This window comes from Accumulibacter sp., assembly GCF_031732815.1.
Lineage (GTDB): Bacteria > Pseudomonadota > Gammaproteobacteria > Burkholderiales > Rhodocyclaceae > Accumulibacter.
In genome coordinates this window covers 16067-40022 of the sequence record NZ_JAVMKF010000066.1, presented here as the reverse complement: position 1 = coordinate 40022, position 23956 = coordinate 16067, and the positions used below count along the sequence as shown (strand labels likewise).

Sequence of the window (23956 nt, the reverse complement as noted above, 5' to 3'; positions counted from 1 at the left end):
CGGGCGCGCGGGCAACGGCGGCGGGGGCGCCGTGCGTGGCTTCCCGGCCGGAGCTGGTCGGGTTGCCGATCGACAGATCGCCGATCGCGACCTTGCAGCGCAAGCCGGCCGGCAGTTCGTTGTTCGGGTTGGGCAGTTCGAGGCGGACGCGAAACGTGTTGCTGGCCGGATCGATGAACTGGTCGACCAGGGTGACTGTCGCGCTGCGTTGGCCAGCGTCGGGCAGGTCCGGGTAAACGCTGGCGCTCATTCCGGGTCTGACCTGGCGGTAGCTTGCCGCCGGCATGAAAACTTCGACCCGCAGCGGGTCCATCATTGCCACTTTCAGGACGGGGCGATCTTCGACGCGCTCGCCGGGCGAGAGGTAGCGTTCGATGACGACTCCTGAGAGCGGGCTGAGCAGTTTGCGCAGCGACAACTGCGCGCGCGCCATCTCGTACTCGTAGTCCCAGATGCGCTTCTGTTCGCGCGCCTGCGCCAAGCGCTGCTCGGCGACTTCGGCCTCGTTCTGCGTCTGCTCGCGCGCCTGCGGCGAGATGAAGTTCCGGGCGACGAGGTCATTGGCGCGTGCCAGGCGCTGCTGGTTGTAGTCGCGGCTGGCCTGTGCCGCTTGCAGGTCAGCCTGCGCCTGCGCGCGACTGCGCGCGACACCGGCCGCCGCTTTCTCGACGTCAGCTTTGAGCGTGGCAAGAACCTGACCCTTCTGGATCGTCGATCCACGATCGACCAGCACCTTGTCGAGCACGCCGACCACCTGGCTGCCGACTTCCGCCACCTGGTAGGGCTCGATCAGGCAGCCAAGCGCTCCCGCGGCGTGCGCACGCGATACCGTGCACAGGGTCAGCGCCAGCAGCATCCAGCCGCCCGTGGGGTGACCACTTCTAAGGTTCATTGCTTGTCCTGGATTCCTGATCGCGCGCCAATCGGGTGTGGTGGCGCCTGCCGACCGCGTATCGGCACGAAGTACGAACGATGGGTTCTCGCATTCAAACGGCAATATGAGCCGGATCTTTAGCCTTCAGCACTCGTTTTGCGTCGCCGGCCTGGGGGCGCAAGCTCGGCGAGGTCGCCAGCCGCCTTCGCGCGGCGCCGGGCGCGTGCGTCGGCGGCCTCGCCGGCTGCTGCAGAGCGGATCGCCGGCGCGGGCTCAATCGCCCTCGCCGCCGAAGGCGAGCTGACTTTCCGTACGCTCGTCGTCGAGCAGCAATCTTCGCCGCGCCGCGCGCTCGCGAGCCTCCTCGGCGCGCTGCACGAGATAGGCGAGAAAGCGGGCGAGTATCTGCGTCGGCCGGTAGTCCAGGTGCGCTTGCACGGCGGCCAGCCAGGAAGACGGACATCGTCGCGCGAGGAGATCGGAATCGAGACCAAGCAGTGTCTCGGCGCTGCCCGGCAGCCCCTGGCGCGCGCAGCGGCCGAGCAACTGCCGGTCGATTCGGCGCGCCGCATTGTGCTGGCAGGAAATGACGTGCAGGCCACCGAGCGCGGCGACGCCGGTGCCGAGCGGAATGTCGGTTCCGCGACCGGCCATGTTGGTGGTGACGGTGACCTGCGCGCGCAAACCGGCGAGCGCGACGATCTCGGCCTCGGCGCGATCCTGACGCGCGTTGAGAACTCGACAATCGATTCCGGCGCTGGCCAGCGCGCCGGCGAGGGCCTCGGAATCGGCGACCGAGTCGGTGCCGATCAGCACCGGGCGTCCGGCTGCGCGCAAGCTGGCGACGCGCTCGCTGACGGCTGCCCACAGGGCGGAGCGGTTGGCAAGGACACGCGTCGGCAGAACGCGGCGTTGCGCAGCTTGCCGCAGGGGCAGGCGCAGGACGTGCAGGCCGTAGATGTCGGCCAGCTCGCTGGCCGATTCGGCCAGCGTTCCACTGACGCCGGCCAGCCGGTGGTAGCGCCGGAAAAGGCGCTGAAAAGTGATCTGAGCGGCAGTGACGTGCGCCGGTGTCGGGGCGCAGTTCTCCTTGAGCTCGATCATCTGATGCAGCCCGCGCGACCAGGTGCGACCGCTGGCGACGCGACCGGTGGTGGCATCGACAATCTCGATGGAAAGATCACGCACGATGTAGTCGCGGTCGCGGTGAAAACAGTGCAGCGCGCTCAGCGCCTGTTTGATCCATTCCTCGCGGAAACGGCGATTGCGCCAGGGCGCGGGCGCGGTGGCGACGAGTTCCGCCAGGCGTTCTTCCCCCGCGGGCAGGATGCTGATGCGGCGCGACGCCGGATCGAGGACGAAGTCTTCCTCCGCGCTGAGCTGCCTGGCGAGCGCCAGCGCCTGCGCATGGTCGGCGCGCTCGCGCGCGCTGTCGACCGAGCGAGCGAGGATCAGCGGAACGCGTGCCTCGTCGATCAGCACGCTGTCGGCTTCGTCGACGATCGCCATGCACAGTCCACGCAGCAGCGTTTCGCTACCTGCGCGTCCGGCCAGTCGGTCGGCGCGCCAGCGCAGGTCGCCGCGCTGCCGGCGGGCGCCGGCGCGGTCGCGCAGATAGTCGAAACCGACTTCCTTGGCGGTACAGTAGGTGATGTCGCAGGCGTAGGCAGCGCGCCGCTGAGCGCCGCTGAGGCGGCTGACGATACGCCCGACGCGTAGCCCGAGGGCCGTATAGAGCGGTGCCAGGCGCTCGGCGTCACGTTCGACCAGGTAATCGTTGGCGGTGATCACGTGCACCGGAATGCCGGCCAACGCGGCGACTGCGGCGGCAATGGCGACCGCCAGCGTTTTCCCTTCGCCGGTGGCCATTTCCACCAGCAGGCCGTCGACGATGGCGCGCGCAGCGATCAACTGGAGGTCGAAGGGCGCCATCCCGAGCGTCACCGGGCAATGCGCGGCGACCAGCGCAAAAGCCTGCGCCAGCGCTTCGTCGCGCAGGCCGCTGCGCGAGAGCTTCGCCCTCAACTCGGCGAGTCGCAGTTCTGGCCGAGCCGCTGCGTCAGCCGCTGCCTGATAGCCGGCGACGCGCGCCAGGAAAGAGCGGTAGGCGTGCATGCGCAGCGCAGCGGGCGGTTGCAGGCGAACGACCGTGCGCTCGATCAGTCGCTCGAAACCGCGCGTGCGCGGCCGCGAACGCTCCGGGTAGGCGCCCCAGAAAAGCCCGGGTGTCGGCAGGCTGGCGGCGGCGGATTGCATGGTTTCAGCCGGTCTGGCTCAGATGGCTGAGGAAGGTCTGCCGCAGGCGGCGCCACGCCTGTCCGGCAAGCGGCTCCCAGCCGAGATCGAAGCGGACCTCGACGCGTCCGCCGACACGCTCGAGCAGCCCGCCGGGCAGGTCGAGGTCAACGACGAAAACCGGTTCTAGCGCGGCGACGCCCTTGCGGTCTTGCGGGTCGGTGACGATGCGTCCGCCGGCGCGATCACCGAGCGCGGCACTGGGTAGCGCCGCGGTTGCCGCCGGTGTGCTGCGGCTTGGCGTTGCCGGCGCCGTGCCCGCGCTTTCGCTGCGCCAGACTTCAGCGCCGCGCAGCCGTTCGCTGATCAGTGAAACGTCCTGTTGCGCCAGTACGGCGCGTACGCGCGGCGTCGTCTCGGCGAGAATGTAGGCGATGTCGGTCCCGCGTGCGACGTAGCGGCCGGCAAGGTCGGCCTCGCGCGGAACGACCAGGCGACCGCTGCTGGCGGCGCGCACGTGCAGATTCTGTATGCGTGTTTCGTTCAGTGCGAGCGCTGCATGCACGCTCTCGATCTCTTCGGCCAGGTTCTGAGCACGTTCCGCCTGGCGCGGGAAGGCCGCGTACTGCTCGGCCTGAAGCTGGGCGAGACGCGAGTTCAGTCGTTCGCCCTCGACCCACAGCTCGTCGTCGGCCAGCTCGAACAGGACCTGTCCTGTGTGCACGTTACTGCCGTCGGCGACCAGCGTGCGTACGATGAAGCCGTCAGTTTCCGGGCGAACGCGTGCGTCTTCGGGTAACCAGATGACGCCCTCAGCGACGACACGCAGCGGGAATGGACAGGCGAAGAGAACGCTCAGTACGAGCGCTGCGCTGGCGTACGCGATGCGGCGTGCGCGCCGCGCCTGGCGCGCATCGTCGCTCTCCTGCCAGAGCGCGCGCCAGAGGGCGATGCCGGGCTTGGCGAAGAATCCCCAGAGCAGTCCAAGCGCTACCACGCCGGCGAAGGGCACCGAGTAGGTGCTGATCCAGACGACGACGGTGAGCGCCACGAGCATCCGGTAGGCGAGCGACGCCGGGCTGTAGCAGATCAGCCAGCGGCGCTCGCCGGGGGCGGCGGCGGGTTCGTCGGCGTCGATGCGGAACAGGTAGCGGCGGATCAGAAAAGTCCAGCAGGCGCTGCTGCGTGCAGCCAGGTTGGGCAGATCGAACAGGTCGGTGAGGATGAAATAGCCGTCGTAGCGCATCAGTGGATTGCCGTTGAAGAGCAGCGTCGATACGCTGGCAACGAGCATCACGGCGAGCGCCGCATCGCGCACGCTGCCGGCTTCGGCGGTCAACCAGACGCCGAGCGCGCAGGCGCCAAGCAGGGCTTCGACCATCATCCCGGCGGCGCTGACGACGACTCGCTGCCGACGCAGGCGAAACGCGCTCGCGGCCGCCGCGTCTACCCAGGGTACCGGCATGAAGAAGAGCAGGGTGACGCCGATCTTCCTGACGCTGCCGCCCCAGCGGCGAATCGCCAGCGCGTGGCCGAGTTCGTGCAAGGTCTTGATCAACGGGTAAGCGAGCCAGGTGAGCAGGAGGAATGACGGGCTGTTCATCTTCTCCGTCGTCTGCCGGCTCAACTCGGACCAGTTGACCGCGGCCGCCGTGCCAGCCAGGACGATCAGTGCGCACCAGAGCACCAGCGAAGTGCGCGAAAAGATACGCGTCAGCCAGGGCTCGAAGGGCACCAGCCAGGCGCTTGGATCGACCAGGCCGACGCGAAAGAACAGGGGGTTGAGTTGCGACCAGCGTTGCTGTTCGCGCGCAATCGTCCGCTGCTCGAACATCAGATCGACATCGGGCAGCGCCTCGCTGCGCAGCAGGTTGCCGTGCGACAGGCGGGCGATGATGCTCACCACCTCGGCCTGCGTCGGCGCGCCTTCGCCCAGCGCGTCGTTGAGCAGGAGCCAGACTTCCTCGACGCTGCGCTTGCCGTCGCACAGCCCGACGAAGCGGTAGGCGACCGGGTTGAGCCGAAAGTGTCGGTCTTCGACGGCGTCGCTGAGCACGTACCAGACCTCGCCGCGAACGACATGCCGGCGAATCGCCACGTGCCCGCGCAGCGTGGGATGCAGTTCGGCGATGCGGTACCAGTGCGGGTGAACCAGCGCGCTGCTCACTCAGAACCCCCAGCGCCAGAGGTTGAGCCTGGCCCAGTTTGCCAATCGGTAGAAAAGTATCCAGCCAAGCGGTCGGTAGCCGGCTGCGATCTTGGCCACGCCGCGCATCCCCGGGCGCAGCCGCTCGGCGTTGGTCGCCGCCGCCGGCACGCCGACCGCCGGCGTGCCGGTCGCCGCTGGCGATGCGCCGAAATCCGTTGCAGCGAGCATTGGCGCGCCGCCGTGCAGTGCGCCTTCGACCTCGAAGACATTGCGCGTGTCGATCACCGTCGCTACCGGCGTGATCCGGCTGACGAAGAAGTTCTGACTGTCGCCCGGTCTGGCGGTCGGCGTGAGGCTTCCCGACTGGCCGTTTTCTACGTGCCGGATGTCGATCTCGTCGACTTCGACGACGATCCGGTAACGCCCGCGCGGCGCGATGGTCATCAGGATCTGGCCTTTCTTCACCGGCGAACCGAGCGACTGGGCCAGGTCGCCTTCAGTCACGATCCCGTCGAAAGGCGCATTCAGGCGGCTGCGCGCCAGTTGCTGCTCGACCAGGCCAAGCTGCGCTTGCGCTTCCTGCATGCGTGCCATGCTGACCGCCAGTTGTGTGCGGTCACCCTTCGCCATTGCCGCGCCATAGGCGTTTTCGTGTTGGGCAAGCTCGCTCTGCCACTTGCGCTGTTCAAGCAGCAGGTTCTCCTGCGCGAGTTCGACCAGCACCTGATGGTGCTTCACTTCGTCGCCGGGGCGGGCATGCACCTGGTGCAGGAAGCCGTCGTTGGGTGCGGCGAGAACGCGCTGCACTTCGCCTTCGACCCGGGCCGGCGCGGTCACGCGATAGGGTACCGGCAGGGCAGTGAGCAGCAGAAAGAGGCCGGCGACGGTGGCGCCAACCAGCTTGCAACGGTTCATCCCGGGCGCGCGCAACTGCGACCAATACCTGGCCAGGCTGCTGCGGCCGCGTTGCCAGGCACTCTCGCTGGCGCGCTGCTTGAGCACCACGAGGGGTGCGAGCAAGCCCACCAGGTGCTCGAGCAGAAGCTTCTCGTCTTCGTTGAAGGCGGCATCGCTCGGACTCTCGAGCGTGATCGCGCCGATCATCTGCCGCTCGACGACGAGCGGCACGGTCATCACCGATTCCTGCGCCCCCCTGGCGAGAATCGTATGCGCCAGCACGACAAGCGCCCGGGCGTCTTTGTCGAGCGGGTACTGTACCGTCGTTCCCTGATCGACGGCTTCCTCCATCGCCGCCTCGAGTTCGTTGAACGCCTCGCCCGGGGTGATTCGTCCGCTGCCGTGCGAGGTCGCGACGACCGCCACGTGTCCCCCCTGAAGCAGGCCGACGCTGGCCCGGTGGCAGCGAAAGATGCTGGCGACCTCGTTGGCGAAGGCGGTGCACGCCAATGCCACATCGTCGTGCGCGAGCAGCGCTGCGGTCAGCCGCAAAGCCTCCGAACTGCCGGGATTGGCCGGCTGCAGCATGGCGAGCAAGGGGTGGAGTTGGGCGACTGCCGGCCGGATGGTGCCGAGGACGATGTCGTCGGGCGCTGCTTCGGCGGGGTCGACAGCAATCGCGAAGGCGCCGCCAGACCAGTTGGCGAGGCGCAAGGGAAGCGAGAAGATGTGATACTGCGCGGTTGTCGAGGGACTGACGCAATGGACTGCGAGGTCGCCGAGCAGAGTATCGCGCGCTGCCGTGTAAACCTCGGTCGGCGGCCGGCTGTCGGCCGGCCAGACCGCTGCCGGCAGCGATTGTCCGGGGCGCGCAGCGAGCAGAATGAGTGCGCTGCGCACGCCGGTGATCTTGCCACATAGCTGGCCAAGCCAGTCCTGTATTGTCGATTCCATAACGTCTGTGCGCTATCCATCGGTAAATGCCCGGCTGATGCATGCTCTGCCGTCGGCAGAGACCGGATCACCGGAGCGTCCCTCCACGCCTCATTTACGGCAGGCAGGCCGATTTCCTTAGGATTGTTTGCCGCGGAGCGGCGAGGAGAGGCAATTGCCGGGGTTGCCGGAGGTTGCACTCAGCGGGTGGAAGGTCGGAATGGGGCCTGCGGCCGGGCTCTTGCTGGCGGCTGCCAGGCGCCCTCAGGGTACAGGCTCCAGGCGCGCGAGGACACCGCGCGGGCTATCGGTGAGCAGATAGAGAAAGCCGTCCGGCCCATTGCGCACGTCGCGGATTCGACCGATGGCCGACTTCAGCAGCGTTTCCTGGCGAACGACGCGTTCCCCGTCGAGCCGGATGCGCAGCAGCATCTGGTCGCGCAGCGCGCCGACGAAGAGATCGCCCTGCCAGGCGGGAAATCGCTTTCCGGTATAGAAAGCCATGCCGGATGGGGCAATCGATGGCGTCCATTGATGCACCGGTTGCGCCATCCCGGGCTTCTCGCTGCCCTCGCCGATACGCGTTCCGCTGCCGTAATTGCGGCCATAGGTGATCACCGGCCAACCGTAATTGACTCCCGCCCGGATCACGTTGATTTCGTCACCGCCCTGCGGGCCGTGTTCGTGCGCCCACACTTCGCCGCTGGCCGGGTGCAGGGCGGCTCCCTGGATGTTTCGGTTGCCGAGCGTGAACTTTTCGGGCAGTGCGCCGGCCTGCTTGACGAAGGGATTGTCGGCCGGCACGCGGCCGTCGTCGTGCAGGCGGATGACCGATCCGGCGTGGTCGTCCAGGCGCTGCGCGCGGTCCTGCTCGCCACGGTCGCCGAGCGTGACGTAGAGGTGCCCCTGCCGGTCGAAGACCAGGCGTGAGCCGAAATGGTAGCCGGTGGCGGATTTCGGACGCATGCGAAAAAGGACCTGCACATCATGCAGCGCCTTTCCCCTGAGCCGCGCGCGCAGCACCTCGGTGCCGTAAGCGCCGGTACCCCCGGCGACGTAGGAAAGATAGATCCACCCGTTCTGGCGGAATGCCGGGTGCAGCGCGACATCGAGCAAGCCGCCCTGACCGATCGCGGCGACCGGTGGCAGGCCCTGCACCGCTTGCGGCTCCAGGCGTCCCTGCGCGTCAATCAGACGCAGTCGACCGGGCCGCTCGCTGACCAGCATCCGACCGTCGGGCAGGAAAGCCAGTCCCCAGGGGTGTTCAAGTCCGCTGGTGACGATCGTCAGGCGAAAGCGCTGAAGTTCGCTGTCGAAGACCTGGCCAGCGACGCGCGCCGGGACGAACGCGCAGAGCAGCGCCAGCGCGGCGCTCAGCGCGCACCGCTGCGGCCAGCCGGTCGCCCGCTTCAGCAGCTTGGGCAAGTGGGGCATGCGGCACACGTCGGCTGGTACGACAAGCCCGCGTTCACCGGGCGGACGTCAGGCGGGCGAGCGCCGTGAGGTCGCCACGGCGCAGATCGGCGCGCAATGGCGTGAGGTCGAGGCCTTCCTGCACGGCGCGCGTAAAGTCTTTCGCCGAGCGCGGCGGGCCGACGTAGAGGGCTCCGACGAGCGCGCCCTGGCGCAGGATCAAGCGCCACCAGGCGGCATCGCCCGGGGCAGCGGTAAATTCCTCGTCGCCCGGGCGCGGGCTGATCTCACCGAAGCTGCGCAGGTCGATGCCGTCGCACTTCAACTGCAGGATGACGCGCGGCGGCGTGTAGGCCGCCGGCTGGTCGAGCAGGGCGCTGGCGGCGACCACCGCCTGCGCGGCGGCGATCGGCCACAGGCCGCCGGGGCTGCCTGGCAGCTCGGCGACATCGCCGATGGCGTAGATGTCCGGGTCGCTGCTGCGCATCGCGGCGTCGACGACGATGCCGCGTTCGACGCGCAGGCCGGCGGCGCGCGCCAACTGGACGTTGGCGCTGATTCCCAGGCAGGCGACGAAAAGGTCGGCGCGCGCGCACGGTCCATGCGCCAGCCAGGCGCCGCGCAGCAGGTCGCCCTTGCCCTCCCAGCGCTCGACGACCGCTTGCGTGAGGACCTGGATGCCGATTCCTTCAAGGTAAGCGGTGAGCCGCGCGGCACCTGGCGCGTCGAGCTGCGCGTTCATCAGGCGGTCGGCGCGCTGCAGGAGAACGACGTGCAAGCCCAGGTGGTGCAGCGCATCGGCCGCCTCGACGCCGAGGACGCCGCCGCCGATGACCACGGCCCGCCGCGCTCGCCGCACCTGGACGGCGCTGCGCAAGGCCTGCGCGTCTTCCGCCGAACGCAGGACGAAGGCGTTGGAAAAAGCCAGGAAATCGGCCTCGGGCGTCGTCGCATGCGCGCCGGTGGCGAGGATCAGGCGGTCGTAAGCGAGCTGCTCGCCGGTCGCCAGGATGACTTTCTTGTCCGTGCGGTCGATCGCGCGCACGATCGAGTTGCGCCAGACCTCGACCCGGTTCTTGCCGTACCAGGCGTCGGGAATCAGTTGCAGGCCGTCCATGCCGGTGCGGCCATAGATCAGACGCCCGATTGCCATCCGGTTGTAGAAGTGCAGCGGCTCGCTGCTCACGACGTCGATCTGCAACGAGCTGCTGAGCTGCCGCAAGTGCTCGGCGGCGCTGATTCCGGCGACGCCATTGCCGACGATGACGACGCGTTTGATGCCGGCGGCCAGCGCATGGTCGGCCAGCGGCGGGCTGGTCGCAGCCGGCGTCGCGGCCGGCCCGGCCGAATTCGGATCGCGGTCGATGACCACCGGGCCGCTCACCCGGCACATGCACGCCAGGCGTGCCTTGCCGGTGAGACCGAGTCGACGCAGCGTCGCGCTTTCGTCGTCACCGGGCGCCGAGAGGTATTTCTCGCCCTCGCAGACGACGACCGGATCGGCGCCGCAGAGGCCGGCGCGGCAGCCGTAGTTGATCTTCAGGCCGGCGGTCTCGATCGCGTCGAGCAGGGTGGCGCCGGGCACCACCGGGAAAGCGACACCGCTTTCCCGATCGGTCACCATCGCCCCCTGCCGGCCGCCGAAGCGCGTGCGCAGTTGTGTCTTGCGCGGGCTGTCGGCGGGCGGCTCGACGACTTTTGCCGCGGCCTGATGAAACAGGCGTTCGGCGTAGAGACTGGCGACCAGCAGCGTCAGGCCGGCGAGCAGACCGACGCTGCGACTGACGGCGATCGCCCAGTCGGGCTCGGCGAAAGCCAGGAAATGGGCCAGCGTGGCGAGAATGATCGGGCCGGCGTACCAGTAGAAAATGACCAGGGCAAGCGCGGCAAAAACCGCCGCAACCCGATGCGGCGAAAGGGGAAAGCAACTGGTGGCGATGGCGTAGAGACCCGCCGAGGCACAGCAGCCGGCGAGCAGAATGAGCAGGTAAACCGGATACGAATATGCAGGCGCCGGTCCCTGCATGAAGTAGGCGCAGATCAGGCCGGGCAGCAGGCCGATGAAAAGGCGGCGCTGTGCCGCATAGCGCGGGTCGGCATCGACCAGATCGGCGAAGATCGCGCCGCGCGGGTTGAAGTCGTAGCAGTTCTTCTGGCAGCCGACGCAGGTCGGGCAGTAGCCATTCGGGACAACGATCAGCGGCGCGTGTCCATAAGTGCGCTGGATCGGCCCGAGCGGACAGAACGTGCCGCACCAGCCGCTGCGTCCGGCGAAGACGAAACCGCCGGCAAGAGCGACGAGGAGCACGCCGACGATCAGGATAGCGACCAGTTCGCCGTGCCGGTTGAGCAGCGGCGCACGCGCTGCGACGCAGGCGAGAAAGATCCCGACGGCAATCACGAAAGCCGCGTTCTTCAGGCGTGCGGGGAGCGCCCGCGTGCGGCTCTTGCCGGTCAGGCGGGGAATCTGGTTGAGGAAAGCCATCGGACACACCTGCCGCCACAAGCCCGGGGCGACGACGAGAAGCGCCGGGACGATGGGAATCGCCAGCCCCCACCACAGCTTCAGGCCGACCGCCGGATACAGCGCGAGCACTCCGGCCAACGCCAGCGTGACGAGCAGGACGAGCACGCGCAAGGCCAGCCAGGCGGCTTGCGGCAGGGCCGAGCGTCGTTTGCTGTAGTTGGCGAAGAAGTGTTCAGGGTTCGCTTGGCGGTTCATCGTATTGCTGCAGCCGGCGTTCGTTTCAACAGGCGGCATCGAGTGCGCGCAGGCGGCGGCTGGCGTAGGTCGCCAGATCGTGCAGCAGGGCGATGGCGAGCGCCGGCTGCCAGGCGGCCAACTGGTCGAGGGAAGAGCGGCGCAGGACGAGAAGCTCGCTGCCATCGCACGCCTCGGCGCTGATCGCGCTGGCTTCGCCGTCGAGGAACGAGGAGATTCCGAACACCTCGCCCTCGCCGAGCACGACGCTCGCGCGTTCGTCGTTAGCTGCCTTTTCCTCCTTTTTTGCGGCAATGCGGACGCTGCCCGAGACGATGATGAACAGGCTGGGGCAGTCCTCGCCGATCGACACGATGCGCGCACCGGGCGCGAAGCGTAACTCGGCGACGAAGCTGTGCAGGCTGTCGAGTTGCGCTTCGGAAAATTCGCGTAGCGCCGGACGCAAGAGCGGCGCTGCCTGGTCGGTCAGCCGCTCGTCAGGATCGTCGTAAGTGAAGAACTTCATTGCGCATCCTCTCGTTCAATGGCGGCTGCCGTCGTCGGCGCTGCTTTTCTCGATTGGGTCGCCGGCGCCGTCCAGCGCAGGTCCAGCGAAGGTGCGCAGAAACGAGGCGAGCGGGCGTTCCGGCTGAAGCGCCGGGCGCTTGCTCCAGCGTTCGCAGTAGGTCTCCCAGAGCTTTGCTTTGCGCGCGCCGAGCAGTTGTCCGAGGCCCTTGTCGGCCTGTGCAGCGTGCTCGATTGCGCTCGGGGCGAGTTCGCCGGCGAGTACACGCGTTGCCGTGACGATCGCCGCTTCGCTCGCCCGCCAATAGTGCACCAGATCGCGCAAGCTGTTGGCGTAGGCCGTGTGCGGTTCGAGAAAAGCGCGCCGGGGTGGACCGAAAAGGATGCGCAATGCTTCCTCGCTGCTCGGCATGATGGCCAGCGGATTGCACCCGCCGATCGCCGACTGCACGGCGGGCGGCTCGTCAAGCGCGGCGGAACGCTGCGCGAGAAGCTGACGCAACTCGCCGGTGAACAGCCGGAGCAACTCGCCCACTTGCTCGGCGAGTACCGCGGGATCGCTTTCGTGCAGGTCGTCGAGGGACAGGCCGAGGCCGCGCGCGAGCGCCGCGCGCACGCGCTCAGCCGTGTCTGTCGCGTCCGGCGAGGTGTCGCCGGCGCCGGCCGCCGCCGGTATCGGCGCGCGCGCGGTGCCGGGCTGGCCGGCGCTTGCGGCCGGCAGCCCGGCCATCGCCGGTGGCACGGCGGGTTGGCTGGCCACCGGGGCAAGGCGGGTGAACTCGTCGCTCGGCGGCGTGCTCGGCGCTGTCGCCGGCAGATTGCCGTGCCCGTCGGCTGTTGGCGCCGGGCTGGCCGGGGTGATCGCCAGCGGCGTGGGCGGTGCGCTCGCTCTTTCGCTCGGCGGGGTGTCCACGACCAGTGCCGCCGGGTCGCCGCCGCGCCGGATGGTGGCTGGCGGTGCCGGTGGCAGCTTGGCCGTCGGCGGTTCGCTCGGCGCGCGGTGGGCAGTGCTGGACACGTTCGCGGCGCCGGCCGGCGCTACGGCGACACCGCTGATCTCGACGTCGATCAGATAGGGGCCGATGCACAACTGGTCACCGTTGCGTAGCCGGTAAGTGCCGCGCAGACGCGCGCTCGATCCGTTGACGAAGGTTCCGTTGGCCGACTTGTCGTCAAGCACGAAGGCGCCGGCGCTAAAGCAGATCAGGCAGTGTTCGCGCGAGATGCCGCCCGAGCGATCAGTGAGCAGCCAGTCGGCGCGCTCGTCGCGACCAATGCACAAGCTGCCGGTCGCGCCGAGGCGCGCGGCTACGCTCTGTCCCTCAGCGAGTTCGGCCGGGCTGCGGATGGTCAGGCACAACCGGGGTTCGCTGGTGGTCGGTGCAATCAGGCGTGTTGCTTCGTCGTCCACAGGAGCTTGCATGCTTCCTCGTCGAGTAGGGGCTGGTCTGTCTGGGTGGATGAACCCGTCGCGCCGGCGGTGGCTTGCCTGGGCGATTCGTTTCCGACGAACCGGCGCAGCCGTGTCGGGTCGCCAAGGCGGTGCGCTGCAAACGCCCGCGAGCTTGCCACCGATGGTGGAGCAATCTTACGGCAGAACGACCGGGACAACAATTTCTCGGCCGGATTCGTCAGCGCTTGCCAGGCCCGGCGGCGCGCCGGCCGATCGCCGGCGCGCCGCGCGAGGCGTCATGACTGTCGCGGCTGGAAGGCGAGAGAGCGTGCTGAAACGCTGAACGCGTCCGAGAAGCAGGCGCCATCCTCCGCGCCGTGCTTCTTCAGGAAGGGGAAGATGGCCTCGACCATGCGCACCGAACCGCAGGCGTAGATCTCGTGCTCCTTCAGTTCCGGGAAGTCCTCGAGGATCGCCGCGTGGACGAGTCCGGTGCGGCCGCTCCAGGCGTCTGCCGGTGTGGGTTCGGAGAGTACCGGGATGAAGTGGAAGTTCGGGTGCTCGCGTGCCCAGGCTTCGGGCAAGCCGGGCAGGTAGAGGTCCTTCAACGTGCGCACGCCCCAGTACAGGTAGATCTCGCGCTTCAGGCCACGCTGGAAGGCGTCTTCGACCATGCTCTTGACCGGTGCGAAGCCGGTCGCGCCGGCAACGAAGACGATCGGGCGCGACGATTCGCGCAGCGTGAAGTCGCCGATCGGGCCTTCGAAACGCAGGCTGTCGCCCTCCTTCATCTGCTCGAAGACGTAGGTCGTGAAGCGGCCACCCGGCATCAGGCGAATCTGCAGCTCGACGAACTCGGGCTCATGCGGCGGGTTGGCGAACGAGAAGGCGCGTCGCTCGCCGTCAGCCAGGATGATGTTGATGTACTGTCCGGCCTTGAAGGCGATGCGCTGCCCCTCGGGCAGCGCGAGCAGCACGCGCATGACGTCGGGTGCCAGTCGCTCGAGCCGGGCGACGCGCGCGGTGTATTCCTGGATCGCCGCCAGCGCCTGGCCGGCGCGGTACTCGACTTCGACGTCGGCGAGCGCCGTCGCGCAGCACAGGAGAACTTTTCCCTGGGCCAGCTCGCTAGCCGACAGGGCGCTCGGCTGATACAGCCCGGGATCGACCCGGCCTTGCAGAACGGTACATTTGCAGACGCCACAACCGCCGTTGCGGCACTCGTAGGGGAGGTCGATCGCCTGGCGCAGGCCCGCGTCGAGCAGCGTCTCGCCGAAACGCGCATGCACGGTTTTCCGGTCGGGGTGGAAGGTGATCGAGGTCTCGCCGGCGAGCGCGCCGCGCCGCTTCGGCGGCAACCAGGGAAGCAGAAAGAGAAAGGCGGTCAGGCCGATGACCCAGTACCAGAGATGCATCGGGTTGATCACATAAACCAGCGCGAGCACCGGCAACTCGAACCAGTCGAACTCGATGTTCGTCGGAACGACCGACATGTCGGCCTCGCCACCCTGGCTGAGGATCGGCTTGACGATGGCCAGCGCGAAATACATCAGGGTTACGGCCAGAGCAATATCGCGCGGCGGGTTGATATGCGCACGCGGCACGCGCTGCACGTGTACCCACATGATGAAACCAACGATCAGCGGTGCCCCGATGTGGACAAAGGCGAGCAGCGTAAACAGCCGGCTGTTCACGCTCTCCAGGTAGAGGAAGTTGCGGATCAGCGTGCCGTTGAACATCGGCAGGACATCGAACCACTCGGCCGTGGCAATGACGACAAACTGGGCCAGCTTGTCCCAGACGAGCATGAAGCCATTGACGCCAGCAATGTAGATCAGCCAGAGCAGCGCGACGCCGGTCAGCCAGGAGAACGAGCGGAAGCCGCGATAGCGGTCGTAGGCGAAGTGGCGCAACATGTGCAGCAGCATGGTCAGGATCATGCCGTCGGTGGCGTAGCGATGGATGCTGCGCAGAATCCCGCCGGCCCACCATTGGTCGTGCGTGATCCGCTCGACCGATTCGAAGGCGTCATGCACGCCGGTATCGGCAAAGATGTACAGATAGAGGCCGGAGACGAGGAGCAGCCAGAACTGCCAGAAGCTGATCGTTCCGAGATGGTAGAAGGGGTTCAGCTTCTCGCCGAAAGCGATGTTGAACACGTTCTCGATGCGCATGAACAGCCAGCGGATGGCTTGTTGCAGGAGTTTCACCATGATCGATGTCAGCTCGCGAAAGGGATGCGTAGTACGGCCTGGCTGAGGCCGCCGCGGGACGGGCGGCGAGCCCGGCCGAAGGTTCGGGGGGCACGCGTCATTTGAAGAACAGGCCGCCCTTGTCCGGATTGAAGTCGATGACCATCACCTGCGCCGGAGCGAGGCTGACCTCGCCTTCCTTGACGAAGTTGAAGCCGGGTTTGGTGCGGTTGTCGTTCATTCGCACGGCCACCTGGTGTACGCCGGCCTTGAGCTCGAAGCGCTTGTAGACGGTCGACACGCCATCCTTGTAGAGGCCGGTCGGGTGCATTACCGTGCGGAATGCCGGCTGACCGTCGAGGTCGACTTCGAGCTTGATATCGGAACGCTCGCGCGGGCAGTCGAGCGGCGCACGCATGTTCGGTGGCAGCTTGGCGAGTTCCTCCGGCGTACGTTTGCGGCATTCGCGGTCGCCGAGGTGGCTGATCGACAGTTTGATCAGCGCGACGTCGGGGGGAATCTGCCGATACTTCGGCGAGGTCGCGAAGTAGCCGATGAAGGAAGCAAAGGCCCCATAGAGAATCACCTGACCGGCGATGGCGGCGGGCTTAAGCATGATGAGAGGGTCTCCGCTGGTAGGGGGGAAGTCGGTCGGCGGACGCCGGCAGCGTCGCCAGTGCCGCCCTGAACTCACTCAGCTCGGCGGCGAGCAGCGAGGCGTCGGAACCTGCCGCGGCGACGACATGCAGGCGCGAGGGTGGCACGCTTCGCCTGAGATGGGGTTCGCGCTGGCCGAGCAAGCGCTCGCGGGTCCACCGCTCGCCGAGGCGAAAGGCACAGCCCGCGCTGCGACAGGTGGCGACGACAACGCCGTCGGCGCCACCGCGCAGCGCGTATTCAACAAAGGCCGGGGGCAGCATGGCAGCGCAGACGAGTTCGACGACCGCCGTGTCGACCGCCCGCAGGGCAAGGCTGGGCGCGCCGCGACGGCAGGCGAAAACGACGATCGGCGTTCTCCCGGCGAGCCGTTCCAGCGCGTCTTCGAGCTGCCGGCGCAGGTCGTTGGTAGCCAGTCGGGGGAGGTCGATGCCGCTGACCAGCGGTTCGAGGCGGCGAAAGGGCGTCGACGAAGGGCAGGCGCCAGCGCAGATGCCGCACCCGGCGCAGAGATCGGCATCGACGACGGCGATCTTCAGGCCAGGCCGCGTCGGGTGCGGCTGCATGGCGATCGCCGCATACGGGCAGTCGGCCAGACAGCGGTCGCAGCCGGTGCAATTCGCGCCATCGACGACGGCGACCGCGTCGGCTGGCGGATGAGGCAGCAGCGGCAGGGCAAAGAGCAAGGCGGTCAGCGCGAAGAGCAGCGACCAGACGAAAGCCGGCGAACTGGCGCTGGTCAGCGGATGAATGAACAGGATGAACCAGTCGAAGTCGAGCGCGCCGGGCACCTGCGCCAGGTTGGCCGGCGGATTGCTCAGCGCTGGCTGGAGCAGCGCGAGCAGCGTCAGCGCGGCCAAGGTCGCCAGCATCACGCGCCGCGTGGGCAGATAGTCGACGTGCGCGATCCGGTGCACGTGCGCCCACAGGCCGAGGATGAGCAGCAAGGGAATTCCCAGGTGGATGAAGACCAGCATCGTGAAGAAGCGGTCGCTGATCGAATCGGGGGTCAGGAAGTTGCGTGCCGACGGCTCGCTGAAGATCGGCAGCCAGTCGAGCAATTCGCTCGCCGCCGTCGCCGACAGTTGTGCAAGCTGGTCCCAGACGATCCAGTAGCCGCCGATTCCGGCGGCGTAGGCGAGCCAGATCAGGGGTATGCCGGTCATCCACGAATACAGGCGGAAGCCATGATAGCGCTCGTACGACCACTCGCGCAGCAGATGCAGCAGCATGACCAGCATGAAGCCGTCGGCCGCGTAGCGGTGCAGGCTGCGCAGGATCCCGCCGAAGTACCACTGCTCGCGGGAGAGTGCCGAGATCGAGATGTAGACGGCGTCGATGCCGGTATCGAGCACCGTGTACAGGTAGAGGCCGCTGCCGACGACGATCCACAGCAGGTACAAGCCCATTGCCCCGAGGTGGCGCAGCGGGTTGTCCGCACCACCGAAAGGTCCGTCGAGCGCTTCTTCGACAGACAGGAAGATGCGCCGCACCGCCTTGCGCAAGGCTGCGTGGAAACTCACGTCGGGAAGCTTCCTCAATCGCGATCAGTGGTTATTATTAGCCCTTGATGATATAGATCCGGGCGGAAGCCGGAATTGACCCGAGTCAAATCCGCGGGAACACTGGTCGTCAGCGTCGCCGGCCGGCGGCGCGCGGTCGGTCGGGTGCCGTTGGGCCATCTGCCCGTCTGGTTGGCAAAGTGCGCCAGCGATTGACCGCAGCTTGCCGCAGCGCATACACTCGGCGGCTGAGTTCCTGCCCGGTGCGCAGGATGTTTCCACAGCGTGTGGAGTTGCCCATGGCCGAACCCCTGACCGCCAAGCTTGTCGCCCAGTTTCCGGTGCTCGACTACGAGCAGGCGCGCCAGCAGTTGCGCACCGGTGACATTGTTTTCTGCTCCGGAACCTACTTTTTCTCGCGCGCCATCCAGTGGTTCACCAAGTCGCTCTGGAGTCACGTCGGAATCATCTATCGCGATGATCACCTGGAACGTATCTTCGTACTCGAGAGCGAGACGATGATCGGCGTCCGTCTGGTGCCGCTCTCGAAGTACCTGCGCGATTACCATGGGCGAAGCAAGCCGTACAAGGGCTACATCCTCGTCGGCCGGCTGTCGCCCGAGCCGGACGGCGAGAATACCAAGAAGGTCATCAGCTTCGGGATGGATGCGCTGACCCGGCCGTACGACAACTGGGAAATCTTCCGGATCGCCATGCGCATCCTCTTTCGCCGCGGACGCAAGGTGCGCGACCGCAAGTACATCTGCTCAGAGCTGGTCTACGAAGCGTTTCGCAAGGCCGACGTGCAATTTCCCTTTCACCGCAATTCGATCAGTCCGGATGACATCTGGAAGGATCAAAGGCTGATCAGTCAGTTCCGCATCATGTGACGGCTCGTCCGTCGCGCGGTGCTCGACCTATTTCGGCGTCTCGGCGCGCGCCTTGAGCAACTCGATGATCGTCGCTGCGGTATGCTCGATAGAACCGTCGGTAACGTCGATTATCGGCCAACCGCAGCGGATGAACAGCCGCTGCGCATCGCGCACCTCGCGGCGCAGCGCTTCGATGTCGGCATAGCTGATGTTTTCGTCGTCGTGCAGCGCGAGCAGGCGCTGGCTGCGCACGCGTGACAGGTGTCCGGGATCGATGGTCAATCCGACGACCAGCGTCGAGCGTGCGCGCAGGACGGCGGTCGGCGGCGGTATGCCCGGCACCAGCGGAACATTGGCTGCCTTGATCCCGCGCGAGGCAAGGTACATGCAGGTCGGCGTCTTGGTCGCCCGGGAGACGCCGACGACGATGACATCGGCTGAATCGAGGTCGTCGCTGGCGATCCCGTCATCGTGCGCCAAGGTGAACTTCATCGCTTCGATGCGACGATAGTAGTCTTCGTCAAAGGGATCGCGCGAACTGGTTGACGACTGCACGCGCGCGCCGGAGTACTCGGCGAGCCGACCGATCAGCGGTTCGAGGGCGAAGTGACAGGGAACGCCGAGCCGGCTGCAGCCTTCTTCGAGCGCTTGACGGACATCGGTATGGTTGATGCTGTGGATGACGTAGCCCGGCGAGCGCGCGACGGCCGCGAGAATCTCGGGAACCTGCCCGAGGTGGCGGACCATCTTCCACATTCGGCGGTCAACCTTGAGGCCGGTCAGTTGTCCGACGGCGTTGCGCGCCAGCATTTCGACCAGTTCGCCCGAGGCGTGCGAAACGAGGTGAAGGACGATCACCTTCTTGCTCACATCGCTTCCTTTCTGGCCGCCGGTTCCTTCGCGCGACTCATCGGTGATAGCCGCCGTCCAGGCGCAGCACGGTGCCGTTGACCATCACGTTCTTCAAGACGTGCAGGACGAGCATGGCAAACTCCGCCGGGTCGCCGAAGCGGTGGGGAAAGGGAATCTGATGAACCAGCCGGGAGTCAAGATTCTTCTCCATCGCGAACAGGGTCTGCGTGCCGAAGAGGCCCGGCGCGATGCCGACGACGCGAATTCCCAGCGGACCGAGTTCGCGCGCTGCCGGCAGGATCATGCTGACGACGCCTCCTTTCGACGCCGAGTAGGCGGCTTCGCCGCTTTGCCCTTCGTAGGCCGAAACCGAAGCGGTAAACAGGATTACCCCGCGTTCGCCGTTGGCCATCGGGGGCAGGGCAGCCATGTCGGCTGCCGCCAGGCGCATGACATTGAAGGTCGAGATCAGGTTGACCTCGACGAGCTGGCGGAAGTCTTCCAGCGGCAGCGGCCCGGCTGGACCAAAGATCGGTTCGGAGTGGCCGCGTCCGACGCAATGAACCAGAACACGCGCTGCCCCGTGTGCCTGCCGAGCGGTTGCCAGCGCCTGTTCGGTGGACACGGCATCGGCGACATCGCAGGCAATGGCCAGCCCGCCGATCTCGTCAGCCAGGCGATGCACGCCGTCGCCATCGATATCGATCAGGCTCACCTTGGCGCCCGCGTCGACCAGAAAGCGCGCCGTCTCGGCGCCCATGCCCGATGCTGCTCCGGTCACCACCGCTGAGCAACCCCATAGATCCATTCGTTTTCTCCAGATCAAGCCGGTCGCCGACCGGCGGTGAGCAGGCCGGCAAGGAGCGTGCCTTGCCCGGTCAGCGGCAGTTTTACCGGTGACCACCCGCCTTACGTTTGCGCTTGCCCGAGTGGCCCTTGCGCTTTTCGGTGAGGATTGTCGGTGCCTCTTCGGTGGGCGCCAGCGTGCGCGCTTCCTGCGGCCTGAGTTCGCGTGGCTCGCTGAGCGGAGCGATGAAGCTGTTGCTCACCCAGCCCTCGACATCCGGATTGCGCACCACCTCGACCAGGCTCCAGCGGTCGCGCGCTTCCAGCAGGTCAAGCTCGGTTCCTTTGCGCAGCGCCGGGGCGACTGGTTCGAAGCTGGCGTCTGGCCCCTTGCGTATGTTCAGGCTGGCCGCCGTGACCAGGTAGCGCGCCGGCGTATCGTGCTCGCGCCCGAGCGCGTGGTTACGCACCGCGGCGAGCGGAAAGGCCGGGCCGGGGTCAGTCTTGCGGCCGGGCGCGATGTCCTCGTGGCCGAGCACGTCCTGCAAGCCGTAGTGCCCGACCAGCAGGTCGGCCAGTTCGAGCGCACGTTCGATTTGCGCCTGGCTGTAGGCGTGCCAGGGCGATACCGGGCCGCCGTGCCGATGCGCGGCGAGCGTCACTTCGTCTTCCGGATAGACCTGGCCAAACCACGACTGATACTGGTTGCCGACCCGCTTCAGCAGGCCGGCGTTGTCCATTTCGATACCAATCGAATGCGAATTGAGGCCGACGAGCCCGGCCCAACTGCTCACACCGGCGTGCCAGGTGACGATGTTGAACGGCGCAAGCTGGACGATCCTGCCGTCGCGCCCTAGCACGATGTGTGCCGACGCGTTGCCTTGCGGCTTGCGGGTACACAGCGATTGCACCGAACTTTCGAGCGATCGCCCGGCGGTGTAGTGCATGATCAGGTAGCTTGGCCGCAGGCTGCCGCCGCGATTGGGGGTTTCACGATAGCTTACCAGGTCGCCGATGAGTTTGTCGTCTTCGATTCTCAGGCCCATTGTCGTCTCCTCGCTGCAGGTGATTGTGGGGCACCAGGTGGCCCTCTCAGGTCGATCGCCACCGACGGCACGGCGCAATCCTAGCATCATCTTACCGGCGCGGCCGCATGCGGGAGAAAAAGGAGGGCCTGGCTGGCAACGGACGATGGCGCGCACATGCTGTGCCGAGCAGCGTCTGCTTGCGCCGCTGCGCCATCGTGTGCGTCTTGCCGAGTAATGCTATAGACTAAATAATGGGGTGGTTTGCCGATTGAAGAGCCACGCCCGGATCACTCGAATAACGACTGAAGTATTGGCGGGGGTGTTGACATGGACGACAAGCAACAGGCTGCAAACGCAGCACTGACCGATTTTGATCCGGCGCCTCTCGCCGGACGCGAGGACAGGCGTACCGGGCTTGGTGCGGATGCCCTGAAGCGCGCTTTTCTCGACAAGCTGATGTACGTGCAGGCGCGTTTCCCCGAGGTCGCGACGCGGCGCGACTGCTTTCACGCGCTGGCTGGGGCGGTGCGCGACCGCCTGCTGCACCGCTGGGTGCAGACCGCGCGGACCTATCGCGACCAGGGCAGCCGCACGGTCTGCTACATGTCGGCCGAGTTCCTGATCGGTCCCCAACTGGGGAACAATCTGATCAACCTGGGAATTTTCGAGAGCGCCCGGCAGGCCATGGCGGAACTCGGCCTCGATCTGGAGATGCTGCTCGATCAGGAAGACGAGCCTGGCCTGGGCAACGGTGGTCTGGGTCGCCTCGCTGCGTGTTATCTCGATTCATTGGCGACGCTCGAGATTCCCGCCATCGGCTACGGCATCCGCTATGAGTTTGGCATCTTCACGCAGGCGATTCGCGATGGCCGGCAGGTCGAGCTGACCGACAAGTGGTTCCGCGCCGGCAGTCCGTGGTTGATCCATCGGCCAAACATCGCCTTTGACGTACAGCTGGGCGGCCATACCGAACAGAGGCTTGAACCGACCGGCGAGCGCCGGACGCACGTCGTCTGGGTGCCGGCAAAGATCGTCCGGGGCACGGCCTGGGACATGCCGATTCTTGGCTACGGGGTGAATACGCCGAACCGGCTCAGGCTGTGGAGTGCGGAAGCACCGGAGTCGTTCGATTTCGCGGCGTTCAATGCCGGCAACTACTTTCAGGCGGTCGATGCCCAGATTTCGTCGGAAACGATCACCAAGGTGCTTTATCCGAATGACGAGACAGAGGCCGGCCAGACGCTGCGCCTCGAACAGCAGTACTTCTTTGTCACCTGTTCGCTGCGCGACATGATCCGCCTGCAACTGCAAAGGGAAAACACGCTGGAGCGCTTCCACGAGAAGTTTGTCGTGCAGCTCAACGACACGCATCCGTCGATTGCCGTTGCCGAGCTGATGCGCTTGCTGGTGGACGAGTACGCGATGGGCTGGGACTCGGCCTGGGCGATCACCCAGAAGACTTTTGCCTACACCAACCATACGCTGCTGCCCGAGGCGCTGGAAAAGTGGCGGCTCGATCTCTTCCGGCGTGTCCTGCCGCGCCACTTCGAGATCATTTGCGAGATCAACGTCCGCTTCCTGGACGAAGTCAGGATTCGCTACCCGGGCGACGACGCGCGCCTGCGGCGGATGTCGCTGATCGACGAGGACGGACCGCGCTTCGTGCGCATGGCGCACTTGGCGGCAGTCGGCAGCTTCGCGATCAACGGCGTGGCGGCGCTGCATACCGAATTGCTCAAATCGGACGTACTGACCGATTTCTATGCTCTCTGGCCCGAGAAGTTCAGGAACAAGACCAACGGCGTGACGCCGCGCCGCTTCGTCCGCCTGGCCAATCCGGCGATGTCGCAGCTAATCGATCGCACGATCGGCGGTGGCTGGATTACCGACATGCGACGACTGCGCGCACTCGAGGCGCACGCCGACGACCCAGGCTTTCGTGCCGAGTGGCGGTGCATCAAGGCGCACAACAAGGAGTGCCTGGTGCGCGAAATCAGACGTTCGGCGCATGTCGAGGTCGATCCTGCGTCGATGTTCGATGTCCAGGTCAAGCGCATGCACGAGTACAAGCGCCAGCACCTGAATCTGCTGCACGTCATTTCGCTGTACAAACGCCTGAAGGATGATCCCGGCCTGCAGGTCGCACCGCGCACGGTGATCTTTGGCGGCAAGGCCGCTCCCGGCTACGCCATGGCGAAGCTGATCATTCGCCTGATCAACGCGGTGGCCGATGTCGTCGGGCGTGACCCGGCCATGCAGGGGCGCCTGCAGGTGGTTTTCTTCCCGAACTACAACGTCAAGAACGCGCAACTGATCTTTCCGGGTTCCGATCTCTCCGAGCAGATATCGCTCGCCGGCAAGGAGGCGTCGGGTACCGGCAACATGAAGTTTCAGATGAATGGCGCGCTGACCATCGGCACGCTCGACGGCGCGAACGTGGAGATTCGGCAGGAGGTCGGCGACGAGAATTTCTTCCTCTTCGGCATGGGTGTTCCCGAGGTTGTCGAACTGCGCCGACGCGGCTACCGTCCGCGCGACTACTACGAGGCGAACGCGCACCTGCGCGAGGTGATCGACCTGATTGCCAGTGGCTTCTTCACGCGTGGCGATCGCGAAGTCTTCCGGCCGATTGTCGACCATCTGCTCTATCACGACGACTACATGCTGCTCGCTGACTTCCAGTCGTACATCGACTGCCAGAATCGGGTGTCCGACGCTTACCTCGACGCCGATCGCTGGTCGCGCATGTCGATCCTCAATGTCGCGCGCTCCGGATTCTTCTCGTCCGATCGGGCGATCAAGGAGTATTGCGACGACATCTGGAAGGTGAGCCCGGTACGCATCGACCTGAGGGATTTGTCGCCCGATGAACTGGAATTCAAGCGCGCGGCGAGCGAAGGGAACTGAGTGGGGAGCGCCAGGCGGCGGATCGGGCTGCGCTCGGTCC

General features: G+C 66.5%; 16 protein-coding genes. 2 read left to right on the top strand and 14 right to left on the bottom strand.

Annotation, left to right across the window (positions count from 1 at the left end):
* From RKP46_RS05790 to RKP46_RS05735, 11 genes are all read right to left on the bottom strand, one after another.
* Positions 1-892: efflux RND transporter periplasmic adaptor subunit (locus tag RKP46_RS05790; RefSeq protein WP_311105754.1), on the bottom strand; the 892-nt coding region annotated here is incomplete at its 3' end.
* 255 nt (positions 893-1147) lie between these two features.
* A complete protein-coding gene (locus tag RKP46_RS05785; protein ID WP_311105753.1) occupies positions 1148-3130 on the bottom strand; it encodes a DEAD/DEAH box helicase in 1983 nt (660 codons plus the stop codon).
* 4 nt (positions 3131-3134) lie between these two features.
* The gene (locus RKP46_RS05780; protein WP_311105752.1) at positions 3135-5276 is read right to left on the bottom strand and encodes a peptidase M50; all 2142 of its coding nucleotides are present in this window, start codon (positions 5274-5276) and stop codon (positions 3135-3137) included.
* A complete protein-coding gene (locus RKP46_RS05775) occupies positions 5277-7109 on the bottom strand; it encodes an efflux RND transporter periplasmic adaptor subunit (protein WP_311105751.1) in 1833 nt (610 codons plus the stop codon).
* A gap of 243 nt (positions 7110-7352) precedes the next feature.
* Positions 7353-8522, bottom strand: a complete 1170-nt coding sequence (locus RKP46_RS05770) for a PQQ-dependent sugar dehydrogenase (protein WP_311105750.1) — start codon at positions 8520-8522, stop codon at positions 7353-7355.
* A gap of 34 nt (positions 8523-8556) precedes the next feature.
* Positions 8557-11223 (bottom strand): FAD-dependent oxidoreductase, encoded by a 2667-nt coding sequence (locus tag RKP46_RS05765; protein WP_311105749.1) that lies wholly within the window; start codon positions 11221-11223, stop codon positions 8557-8559.
* A gap of 25 nt (positions 11224-11248) precedes the next feature.
* Positions 11249-11728: a cyclic nucleotide-binding domain-containing protein gene (locus RKP46_RS05760; RefSeq protein ID WP_311105748.1), complete on the bottom strand. Its 480-nt coding sequence runs from the start codon at positions 11726-11728 to the stop codon at positions 11249-11251.
* Positions 11729-11743: 15 nt separating this feature from the next.
* Positions 11744-13150 carry a type VI secretion system-associated FHA domain protein TagH gene (tagH, locus tag RKP46_RS05755; protein ID WP_311105747.1) on the bottom strand — a complete coding sequence of 469 codons (1407 nt, stop codon included), beginning with the start codon at positions 13148-13150 and terminating at the stop codon, positions 11744-11746.
* 266 nt (positions 13151-13416) lie between these two features.
* On the bottom strand, positions 13417-15333 hold the full coding sequence (locus RKP46_RS20185) for a 2Fe-2S iron-sulfur cluster-binding protein (protein ID WP_409194108.1): 1917 nt from the start codon (positions 15331-15333) through the stop codon (positions 13417-13419).
* Between the two features lie 97 nt (positions 15334-15430).
* Positions 15431-15928 (bottom strand): hypothetical protein, encoded by a 498-nt coding sequence (locus tag RKP46_RS05740; protein WP_311105746.1) that lies wholly within the window; start codon positions 15926-15928, stop codon positions 15431-15433.
* The gene (locus RKP46_RS05735) at positions 15921-17492 is read right to left on the bottom strand and encodes a hydrogenase iron-sulfur subunit (protein ID WP_311105745.1); all 1572 of its coding nucleotides are present in this window, start codon (positions 17490-17492) and stop codon (positions 15921-15923) included. The genes RKP46_RS05740 and RKP46_RS05735 overlap by 8 nt, the downstream gene beginning before the upstream one ends.
* A gap of 278 nt (positions 17493-17770) precedes the next feature.
* On the opposite strand from RKP46_RS05735, the gene RKP46_RS05730 reads away from it, so the two are divergent.
* Positions 17771-18361 (top strand): YiiX/YebB-like N1pC/P60 family cysteine hydrolase, encoded by a 591-nt coding sequence (locus RKP46_RS05730; protein ID WP_311105744.1) that lies wholly within the window; start codon positions 17771-17773, stop codon positions 18359-18361.
* Between the two features lie 27 nt (positions 18362-18388).
* Here the strand turns inward: RKP46_RS05730 and RKP46_RS05725 are convergent, their stop codons facing one another.
* The 3 genes from RKP46_RS05725 to RKP46_RS05715 form a co-directional block, all read right to left on the bottom strand.
* Entirely contained in the window at positions 18389-19213 is an 825-nt protein-coding gene (locus RKP46_RS05725) for a pyruvate, water dikinase regulatory protein (RefSeq protein ID WP_311105743.1), read from the bottom strand.
* Positions 19214-19250: 37 nt separating this feature from the next.
* Entirely contained in the window at positions 19251-20003 is a 753-nt protein-coding gene (locus tag RKP46_RS05720) for an SDR family oxidoreductase (protein WP_311105742.1), read from the bottom strand.
* Positions 20004-20085: 82 nt separating this feature from the next.
* The gene (locus RKP46_RS05715; RefSeq protein WP_311105741.1) at positions 20086-21027 is read right to left on the bottom strand and encodes an N-acetylmuramoyl-L-alanine amidase; all 942 of its coding nucleotides are present in this window, start codon (positions 21025-21027) and stop codon (positions 20086-20088) included.
* Positions 21028-21336: 309 nt separating this feature from the next.
* On the opposite strand from RKP46_RS05715, the gene RKP46_RS05710 reads away from it, so the two are divergent.
* Positions 21337-23916 (top strand): glycogen/starch/alpha-glucan phosphorylase, encoded by a 2580-nt coding sequence (locus RKP46_RS05710; RefSeq protein WP_311105740.1) that lies wholly within the window; start codon positions 21337-21339, stop codon positions 23914-23916.
* Positions 23917-23956: the final 40 nt, after the last annotated feature.